This window comes from Pigmentiphaga sp. GD03639, assembly GCF_029845405.1.
Lineage (GTDB): Bacteria > Pseudomonadota > Gammaproteobacteria > Burkholderiales > Burkholderiaceae_B > Pigmentiphaga > Pigmentiphaga daeguensis.
Genome location: NZ_JAOCLR010000026.1, coordinates 69,743 through 79,147 on the forward strand (window position 1 = coordinate 69,743; position 9,405 = coordinate 79,147).

Below are 9,405 nucleotides of genomic sequence, written 5' to 3' on the forward strand. Positions count from 1 at the left end.
CCTGCACGCCATGAGCGCAACCTCCGCCCTCCGATCCGTCGCTACCGACGACAAGCAGCAGAACCCCGTCACTGCCTTCCGTAGCTTCCTGGAAAAGCAGAAACACCAAATTGCCGCGGCACTCCCCAAGCATGTCAACCCGGATCGGATGATCCGGCTGGCCTGCACCGAGTTCGCCAAGAACCCGACGTTGCAGAAGTGCGACCCCATCAGCGTCTTCGGTGCCATCATCCAGGCATCACAGCTGGGCCTCGAAATCGGCGTCATGGGCCAGGCCTACCTGGTGCCGTTCAAGAACAACAAGACCAACCGCCTGGAGGCGCAGTTCATCCCCGGCTACAAGGGTCTGATATCGCTGGCCCGCCGTTCTGGCGAAGTGACCAGCATCGAAACCAACATCGTCTACGAGAAGGACGAATTCGATCTGGTGTTGGGCATCGACTCGAACCTCAAGCACAAGCCCTACCTGGAAGGCGATCGTGGCAAACCGCGCCTGGTCTACGGCGTCGCCAAGTTCAAGGACGGTGGCCACCACCTGGAGTGGATGTCCATCACCGAGGTCAACAAGGTCCGCGCGCGCTCGAAGGCCAGCGGCAGCGGCCCGTGGGTGACGGACTATGACCAGATGGTGCGCAAGACCCTCATTCGGCGCATGGCCAACTACCTGCCCATGAGCATCGAGCTGCAGAACGCGCTGCAGGTTGACCAGGCCATCGACGACGGCAAGACCGTGACCATCGACGGCGATTTCGTGCAGGTGCATGGCGATGACGAAGAGGGCGCCCAGGGCAATGCACCGGCGCAGATCACCTTCGACCCCGCGCCCGTGCTCGACAAGATCAAGGAGCACAGCAACGCCGAAGCCCTGAACCTCTACCTCGACGAGTTGCGCGACACCGTCCCGCCCGAGCATCAGGAAGCCATCGCAGCGGCCGGGCGCGCACGCCTCGAAGAACTCGAGGGCTGACCCTTTCACGGCGCGCGGCCTCGCTCTTTAAATCATCCCCTCCCTCCGACCTTCGCCGCGCGTTCTTTTATTCACCACAGGAGCAATGAGCATGTACGACAGCAATCAGGCGCAAATGCAGGCCATCGGACAGGCGATCGTCCCGCCACCTCGCCCTAACGTCACCATCATGGGCCTGCTGCCCGAGCTGGGTCAGGAATTGGAAGCCCTTGACAGCGCCATCGACCGCCTGCGCAGCGCGGTATCGCCAGCCCTGCGCTCTGTGCCCCCGGTGCCGTGCACGGTCGGTGGCATGCAGGAGGTTTCCGGCGAGCCGCCCATTGTGGAAGGCCTGCAAGAGTTCATCCGCCGCGCCCGCGATCTGCGCCGGCAGGTCGATGACATCGGCCAGCGCCTGGCGCTCTGATTTCCCCCAGGGCAGCCGCACAACCAACGGAGGCATTCCCGCGGCTGTCCATCTCCACCCGTCCCGGCCGGGCAATGCCGGGGCTATCACATCCTTGCCTGCCAACGGGGCGCACTCCCCAAGCCAGTGCGGGGCCGATAAAGGTCGGCGCGGGCAAGGATGTGATGGTTCCAAGCACTCGGGTAATCAGCCCCGGCCCTGGCGAGGGTGTGAAGCGATAGGCACGCAAGCCGAACGTCGCAAGCGTACGCAGCCATCACCCCACGCCGACGGGTACTCGGCCGCTGGCCCTGCGCTACGGGCGCCACCAACCACATGGAGCAAGCATGCAAGAGATGCGAGAGATTCCGGGCTACGAAGGACTTTACGCGGTCACCGCCCACGGCATGGTCTGGTCGCATCCGAGGCAATGGACTGGAATGCGCGGGCAGGCGTTTTCGCACGACGGCAAATGGTTGCGGACGCCTCTTAGCCTGGGCTACCCAGTTGCCAGGTTAACGGACCGTAAGGGAAGGCAAAGTACCCGATTGGTGCATCGCCTGCTTGCGCTTGCATGGATCCCCAACCCAGACAGCCTCCCGGAAGTAAATCACATCAATGGCAACCCAAAGGATTGCCGTCTCGACAATTTGGAATGGTGTACGCGCAGCCACAACATGCGGCATGCATACAGCGCTGGGTTGATATCGATTACGCCTGAGTGGCGCGAACGCGCTCGGTCTATGGGTTTGGCAACAAGACGCTTGAGCCTCAATGACGCGGCGCAGATTCGATCCCTCGTCGCTGCTGGGGCGAAGCAAATGCATGTTGCCGAGCAGTTCGGAATTTCGCGAAGCGCCGTCTACAAGATTGTGAAGTTCAGGTCGTACCAACGGTAAGGAGCCAAAAGCAATGTTTTCCATTCAACATCAACGCGCGGTGTTATCTCACCTGAACGTCCGAGCCGAGAAGCACGGCGACGAAGACCACGGCGCGGCCGATCTCAAGATCACGTTCACCGCCGGCAACGGCATTCTGTCCGAGTTCCATCCGGTGCTGCGCTCGTCCATGTACAAGGCGCCCGACACGCCCGCCGACCAGGAAGAGATCTTCAAGCCCGACCCCGACGCCTTGACCGTGCGCCGCTTCGGCAACCTGATCGAGACGCTGCGCCTGAAGCACACCATCACGGGCGCCAATGTCGTGATCGGCTTCGGGGTAGGGGGCGCGTCGGATATCGAGCTGGAGACGGTAGACGTTGATGGATTTACCGCCGAGCTGCTGGAGGGCGGCAGCGTCAACATCACGTTCCGGGTCAAGTGCGCGCCGACGGCGGACCAGATCGCGCGGCTGTATGAGGTACTAGGCGGCGAGATCGACATCACAGTCACGCCGCCGGTGGATCCGCAGGGCTCGATGTTCGATGAGACCGAGAACTGACATGCCCCGCCCTCCCTTCATCCCCCACCGCACGCGCCCGGTCGGCAAATTGCCCGTGATGGCCAAGCTGCGCGATGAGTTCGGCATGGTCGCCCACCTGGCCCTGCGCGGCCTGGAGACGGCGCCCACCATCGAGGCGTTCGACGCCCTGGCCGAGGTATTCAACCTGCTGCAGGTGGACCTGCGCAACGATGCGCGGCGGTCGGATGTAGCGGCGGTTATCTCGGATGGTGCGGGGGCGCTGATCGCAGCTCAGGATGCTGTGGCGGCCGGCCAAGTGCCTGCGCCTGACCTGCTGGAGCGGATCCGCGCCGGGGTGAACGCCATTGATGGTCTGATCGGCAAGCTCGATGTCACGCGGCTGTATGCGTCGATGCAGGTACTCAAGGCGATGAAGAGGGCAGAAGCGCGTGCCTGACATCTACATCCCCGCCGCCTGCCTGGCCGACGCCCGACGCGTTCTGGCCGCGCAGGATCCCGAAATCAGCAGGCTGGCCAGCAAGTGGCCGGCTGCCCAATGGCGCGCCGCGGTGAAAGCGGCGGCGCAGGAGATAGAGCAATGTGCTGGCTAACCCTCGCGCTCGGCTTCCTGCTGGGCGTCTCCTGCATCTTCATCTGCCTGTCCGGCAATTCCGACGTGGAGTACGACGATGAGTAGTACCGCTTGTGACGATCAATTCAACGATCCGCCCATCGAGACCAGCAATACCGAGGCGCGGCCGTATGTTGGCGGCACGCCCGAGAACATCCGCGCCGGCGATCCCTACGACGACCCGGCGTTCGAGCGCCTGGCGCGCGAGCATGATGTATGGGGCCGGGCTGAAAGCGCGCTGTGTGCGGTGTTCTGGCTCGCAGGGAAGGCGCAACCGCCCAGCGGGCAGAGTGCTACCCCAGTGGGCGCCCCCGATCGCATCTTCCTAGTGATCGACGACGACGTGCCCGCGAACACCCCATTCAGCCAGTTGGCGGAGGTGACGTGGTGCGCAGAGCGGGTGAACGACACCGACATCGAATACGTGCGCGCCCAGCCTGCCGCTGCAACGGCAGCGCCGAGCGATGCCCTGCTCCAGCGACATCTGGATTTGCTCCAAGATGTGCTGGACGCGAAGCAGGCCATGCGCGCGGCCGGATGCAAACAGGATCAGTTCAGCGCCATGTTCCGCGAATACGCTGAGCGCTACGGGCAGGCACCGGCCGCGAGCGCGGAGCCGTACGCCTGGATGATCGACGGTAGCAACCGGACATGGTTTGGCAAATTTAGCGAGATTGAAGCGCGAGCGGAGGCGCGTCGCTGTGGTGGGACATGCACGGCATTCCCGATTTTCCGGGGCGTTCAGCCTGCCGCGAGCGCGGAGCCGGTACCAGTAGAAATTGAACGGCTGGCTATCAACCGATATCGACCTGTTCCAGCGGGAGCGCTGGCCTACAAGGTCGTGGCTGGGGATGGTAGTCGCAGTTTGTTTTCTGGCACCAAGGACGAGTGCCAGATCGTCGCCAGAAAGCTGACTGAAGCGTTCCTCGACGGGGCCCACGTTGCGATCAATGCCGCCCCCGTTGCCGACCAGGCACCGCAGGACGAGCGGATGGAAACCACCAGCGAGCATATCGCGCGCGATATTCGAGAGGGGCGCTTCCCTCAAAGGTCTGAGCCTCAAAGAGTCCAGGCTACGGAATGGGGGCCAATGCCAGACGCGGGCGTGGAAGCAGATGCTCATGTAGCGGTGATTGAAGGCGATGAAGCGGTACGCGTATTGCGTTGGAATAGTGACGTGGGCGCCTTCTCTTACCCGGTGGGAACGCGGCTATACGCCGCCCAGGCACCGGCCGCCGATGGGGATGTGAAATGAGTACCTGCCGCCATTGCAAGGCCGACTATGAGGCGAGGCCATGGCAGATGGCCACCAACGACTATGAGTGCGATGACTGCCGCAAGAAGCGCCAGGCCGAGTATCGCGCGCGACGCAAGGCGGAGGGCCGCCCGATAATCACCCGTAGGCCTCCGATTGAAAAACAGCGCGCTTATAGGGCGAGGCACTTGGCAATTCCCGAGAACCGGGCGCGTCGCAACGCACTGGTGCGCGGATACGCAAAGAAGCACCCTGAACGTCATTCGGCTCGCCGGAAACTTCGGCACGAGGTTGAAATGGGCCGGATCGTGCCTCTTCCATGCGAGGTCTGCGGCGTGGTCGCTGCCCAGGGCCACCACGCCTCCTATAGCCTGCCACTGGCAGTGACATGGCTCTGCGCCGAGCATCACCATCAACTTCATGTCCAGGCGTCTGCCCTCGTTGGCGGGGAGCAGCGCACCACCGGGAGCGATCATGACTAAACCGCTCGCCGGGAAACGCTATTTCGAGGCGCTGGGGCGCCGGCATGAATCGCTGGGCCTGCCGTATCTGCGCGCAGCTACGCTGGGATGGCCGCTATGGGCTCGCCGGGCGTACTGCCGAGGCCGAATCTATCAAACCGAAAATCATGCGAAAGCAGCCACCGCTGCGGGCTCGCCCCTGCGGGAAGGAGAAAAGTAATGGCTGAGATCCAGGAATTTAGCCACCACGGCGAAGTTGTTACCGCGACGATGACGCTACCGATGGAAAGCGGCGAGCACTACGGGGCACCGCTGACCATCGGCTATTACCCCAACGCCGCCGAAATCTGGATTCGTGGCGAGCACGGTACGCAGAACATTCCCATAGAGCATCTGCCAGACGTCATCAAACAACTCCGACGCGCTGCGAAGCTCGCCGCCGAGGGAGCCGCCCAATGAGCGCCGACGACATCAAACTACCGCCGCGCACTGCCACGATAGGGGATGTCCAGGTCTGGGATGAAGAGGCGGTGCGCGCCGCCATCCTGGCCGACCGCGCCAGCCGCGCCCCTTCCCCGCAGGGCGATGCGTGGCAACCAATCGAGACTGCGCCGAAGGACGGGACACGCGTATTGCTGGCAACTCCGCGGGGGCGCATGGCAGACGGCGAGTTCCACGCCCGCTACGGCGTGTGGTCCTGGCCGTATGTGATGGTCGAACCCACGCTGTGGCGTCCGTTGCCAACGCCGCCTATCGACGCCGCCCGCAGCACCCCTGCAACCGAGAAGGGGGCGGAACATGGCTGAACACCAGTCCCTCCGCGACATGGTCATCCACGGTGGGGATCGGTCATTGCCGATGCCGAGCCCCCAGAAGCTCAAGGAATTCCTGCGGGAGTATTACCTCCACAGCCGATTCGAGGGGCGAGATGGGGTGGTTTGGGGGAATGACTACTCCGATGTCATCACCGAGAGCACGATGCAGTCGTTGCTGGAGCGGGGCATAACCTGCGTCAGCATGTACGACTGCAATCGTGGGCGCGCCGTATGGTTCGATAGGTCACTGACTGTTCTAAACCCCGACGAGGCTCCGGCTGAAGTGCAAAAGCGGCCGGGGAATCTGACCCACATATACGGGCAATCGATATGACCATACGAATCGATAGCTCGTGGGGCGAGCTGCTGCCTGCGACTGCGCCGGGCGTGGAGCGGCGGCGACGTTGGGCGACCTGGCTACGCCTGGCCCGTCCCTTGATCGGCCGTGCCGTCAGGGACTGGGCTGGCCAGCAAGAACGCTGCTGCGATTGCCGGCACAGCCGCGGCGGATGGTGCCGCATCCAGGAACTTCCGTGCGCGGTCAATCCCTACCTGACGATCCGCCACGGAATTCCCGGCATGGCCTGCATGGGGATGGGATTCGAACCGCGCCAGCTATCGCTGTTTGGCGCCGCTCGCAGCACCCCTGCAACCGAGAAGGGGGAGTGATGGGCTGGTCAGAACGCATGATCGCTCGCGCCATCGCCCAGCAGACTTTCAACCGAAAGTACCTGGTGATGGTGCCGAATTGCAACTGGACGGGCTACGAATGCGACCTGCTGGCTGTGACCGAGAACCTGCGGCTTATCGACGTGGAGATCAAGATCAGCCGGGCCGACCTGAGAGCTGACGCCAAGAAGGACAAATGGTGGCGCCGGCGGTCGGTGGGCTTGCCGCACGTCGTAGAGGACACCAACGAAAGCGGCCGCGTCATCCGCCGCCGGCACGTCTACGCTGAGCACTTTGAGATTCGGGAATGGCCCGCCAAGGTGTGGAAGCACTACTACGCCATGCCGCGCGAAATCTGGACGGACACGCTGTTCGATGAACTGGGCAGTCCGGCCTCCGGCGTGCTGTTACTCGACCGCGACCCTGCTGGCGGCGTCACAGTCCGTGTCGCGCGCTCGGCAACTCCAAATCGGGACGCTGAGAAGATATCGCCGGCGGCAGCGATGGACATCGCCCGGCTGGCGAGCCTGCGCATGTGGGAAGCCTACGCCGCGATGCAGCCCGGCACCACCCCTGCAAGCAAGACGGAGGGAGGAAGCGAGCTATGATTTCCGCCGAAGCCGCCGCCAAGATTCTGGGCGTCAGCGCCCGGAAAGTGTACGAGCTGGCTGCGCCCGCCGGGCCGATACCGTGCGTGCGCATCGGCCGGCGGGTGTCCTTCGAAGAATCCGATGTCCTGGAATACAAGCAATCATGTCGATCTACCGAGATAAGGCGCGCGGTTGTTTCGTGTTTGAGTTCGACCGCGTTGTCGATGGGCGGCGAGTCCGAACTCGAAAAATTCTTCCGAAGGCGTGGACGCGAGCGCAAGCGGACGCCTACGACCGAACCCGGTCGGCAGAGCTCTACGCCATCACGCAGGGCGTCACCCGCACTGAGCGTAGTATCGAGGACGCCGTCCTCGTCTACCTGAAGGAGAGGGCGCCTCAGCTCAAGACCGGCGAGAATGTCGAGCGGGAACTCGAGCTGATGCAGTGGGTGTACCAGGGCCAACCGTTATCGTCTCTGGCCGATGTCTGCCGGCGCTACGCTGCCGAGGCCACCCGGGCGGCGGATGATCCTCGGCCATTGTCGGCCGCCTCGATCCGCAATCGGATCCGCTACCTGACGGCGGCATGCCGTTACGGCTGGAAGCATCATGGGATGGGAGAGAACGATCCTGCTGCCCGGGTGACGATCCCGACCGTGCGGAACGAGCGGCAAACCTACATCGACCGTGGGCAGATGCTGTGCCTGGCCAGGGCCTGCACGAACAGGGCAGGGCGGTGCGCCATTCGAATCGCCTTTTACAGCGGCATGCGGCTCTCCGAGATCCTGCGCGCCGATCCTACGCCGGCAGGCTTTCGACTACTCGACACCAAGAACGGCACGCCGCGTATTGTGCCTATCCACCCCAAGGCCGCAAGCGCCGCCAGGGCTCTCGACCGGTCAACTCCCAAGATCACCATCCAGCGCGCATTCCAGCGCGCCAGAGCGGCCGTAGACATGCCGAAGGTGCATTTCCACGACATCCGGCACTCTGCCGCCTCGGCCATGATTAACGCCGGCGTGGACCTGTACACGGTGGGGGCGGTGCTCGGTCACGCTGACCCACGCAGCACGAAGCGGTATGCTCATCTGGCGACCGATACCCTGGCCGCCGCGGTGGGCAGAATCGGGGCCAAAGTCGCCGCCTAACCGGTGGGGGAAATATTGGCACACTGGGTGCATTTCAGGCGGTTGGCGCAGTTGGCGCACGCCAGAAGGGCCAGCATCTACGCCGTTTCGCGGTTCTGCGTATTCCGCGTGTTCGACTCGAAATCAGGCGTACGGTAACCCCGTACCGTGGGTTCGAATCCCACCCTCTCCGCCAAATACCCAATAAAATCAAGAACTTACGATAGATTCTTGGTTTTGACCCACATAGAAGCCCACAACGCGAAGCCGCTTGTGGGCTTTCTTTTTGCCTCGCCCGCAAGGGGGCATTGTGGGCTGACGCCCGTTGCGTTTTCCCCGCACAATCGCTTCTGTCCATCCCCATCGAAGGAAAGAAGCATGGTCAAACCGCAAAAGCTTTGCATCAACGGCGTTGATCGAACCGCCGAAATCGTCGCTTTCGCGGAATCCATCGGCCTTGAAAGCGTAGCGGCGGGACGTGTCAGCAACTACTTTCTTACCGAATTCTTTTGCCGCGCCAACATTTCGGGCGAAGTTGACCCGTTCATGGTTATGGACGAAATAAAGTATCTCGAAGGGTGCGGCAGACGAACCGGAACCAAAGAAGCATCGCAATTTACGGGCAAGGTCTTGTCGGGCTTGTGGCATAAACATCATCGCGAAATGGGCATACGGTCAATGGCGATGAATTTGCAGCACGCGTTACGGGAACATGGCATTCCAAGCCTTGAAGCAATAGTCAAAGAGGCCGAAGAATCAGGCGAAGACCGCTACGTAACGGAAGACGTTGTAAGGCAGATGGCCCATGACGTTACGATTGGGAATTACGAACGTCGTTCGGATGCTGACAAGTTGACCGGCGAATGGATCGTTTTTGCCAAGAACGAAGACAAAAACTATTACCTATGTCTCGGAAAGCATGATTCCGGCGATGCCGTGATACGGCAAAAGATCGAAAGCGTTTGCGTCGTTGAATTCCCGTTCTTGGCGAACATTCTGAAAGCATGAAAAAAAGCCCGCCCGGCGCGATGCCGAACGGGCCAAAGTCCCCAATGGCACTTGGGTTCGTTAAATCTGAACGCGGGTCGAAGCCTTCGCGGCAAGA

General features: G+C 62.3%; 14 protein-coding genes. All 14 read left to right on the forward strand.

Going from position 1 to position 9,405, the window contains the following annotated elements:
* Positions 1-10: 10 nt before the first annotated feature.
* The 14 genes from N5K27_RS22590 to N5K27_RS22655 all read left to right on the forward strand — a co-directional run bounded on the left by N5K27_RS22590 (position 11) and on the right by N5K27_RS22655 (position 9,308).
* Positions 11-967: a recombinase RecT gene (locus N5K27_RS22590; protein ID WP_279819079.1), complete on the forward strand. Its 957-nt coding sequence runs from the start codon at positions 11-13 to the stop codon at positions 965-967.
* A 91-nt stretch (positions 968-1,058) separates the two neighbouring features.
* Positions 1,059-1,373 carry a hypothetical protein gene (locus N5K27_RS22595; protein ID WP_279819082.1) on the forward strand — a complete coding sequence of 105 codons (315 nt, stop codon included), beginning with the start codon at positions 1,059-1,061 and terminating at the stop codon, positions 1,371-1,373.
* A 326-nt stretch (positions 1,374-1,699) separates the two neighbouring features.
* Positions 1,700-2,251 carry an HNH endonuclease gene (locus N5K27_RS22600; RefSeq protein WP_279819085.1) on the forward strand — a complete coding sequence of 184 codons (552 nt, stop codon included), beginning with the start codon at positions 1,700-1,702 and terminating at the stop codon, positions 2,249-2,251.
* A 13-nt stretch (positions 2,252-2,264) separates the two neighbouring features.
* A complete protein-coding gene (locus N5K27_RS22605; RefSeq protein WP_279819088.1) occupies positions 2,265-2,792 on the forward strand; it encodes a hypothetical protein in 528 nt (175 codons plus the stop codon).
* A 1-nt stretch (position 2,793) separates the two neighbouring features.
* Positions 2,794-3,210 carry a hypothetical protein gene (locus N5K27_RS22610; RefSeq protein WP_279819089.1) on the forward strand — a complete coding sequence of 139 codons (417 nt, stop codon included), beginning with the start codon at positions 2,794-2,796 and terminating at the stop codon, positions 3,208-3,210.
* Positions 3,203-3,364, forward strand: a complete 162-nt coding sequence (locus tag N5K27_RS22615) for a hypothetical protein (protein WP_279819091.1) — start codon at positions 3,203-3,205, stop codon at positions 3,362-3,364. The genes N5K27_RS22610 and N5K27_RS22615 overlap by 8 nt, the downstream gene beginning before the upstream one ends.
* 78 nt (positions 3,365-3,442) lie before the next feature.
* Positions 3,443-4,639, forward strand: coding sequence for a hypothetical protein (locus tag N5K27_RS22620; protein ID WP_279819093.1), 1,197 nt, complete (start codon positions 3,443-3,445; stop codon positions 4,637-4,639).
* A 680-nt stretch (positions 4,640-5,319) separates the two neighbouring features.
* Positions 5,320-5,559, forward strand: coding sequence for a hypothetical protein (locus N5K27_RS22625; RefSeq protein ID WP_279819095.1), 240 nt, complete (start codon positions 5,320-5,322; stop codon positions 5,557-5,559).
* On the forward strand, positions 5,556-5,906 hold the full coding sequence (locus N5K27_RS22630) for a hypothetical protein (RefSeq protein ID WP_279819098.1): 351 nt from the start codon (positions 5,556-5,558) through the stop codon (positions 5,904-5,906). Before N5K27_RS22625 ends, N5K27_RS22630 begins: the two co-directional genes overlap by 4 nt.
* Complete coding sequence (locus N5K27_RS22635; protein ID WP_279819100.1) at positions 5,899-6,249, forward strand: hypothetical protein; 351 nt, start codon at positions 5,899-5,901, stop codon at positions 6,247-6,249. Before N5K27_RS22630 ends, N5K27_RS22635 begins: the two co-directional genes overlap by 8 nt.
* Entirely contained in the window at positions 6,246-6,584 is a 339-nt protein-coding gene (locus tag N5K27_RS22640) for a hypothetical protein (protein WP_279819103.1), read from the forward strand. The genes N5K27_RS22635 and N5K27_RS22640 overlap by 4 nt, the downstream gene beginning before the upstream one ends.
* Before the next feature lie 17 nt (positions 6,585-6,601).
* Entirely contained in the window at positions 6,602-7,192 is a 591-nt protein-coding gene (locus tag N5K27_RS22645; protein WP_279819106.1) for a hypothetical protein, read from the forward strand.
* Between the two features lie 145 nt (positions 7,193-7,337).
* Entirely contained in the window at positions 7,338-8,321 is a 984-nt protein-coding gene (locus N5K27_RS22650; RefSeq protein WP_279819109.1) for a site-specific integrase, read from the forward strand.
* Between the two features lie 357 nt (positions 8,322-8,678).
* Complete coding sequence (locus N5K27_RS22655; protein ID WP_279819112.1) at positions 8,679-9,308, forward strand: hypothetical protein; 630 nt, start codon at positions 8,679-8,681, stop codon at positions 9,306-9,308.
* Positions 9,309-9,405: the final 97 nt, after the last annotated feature.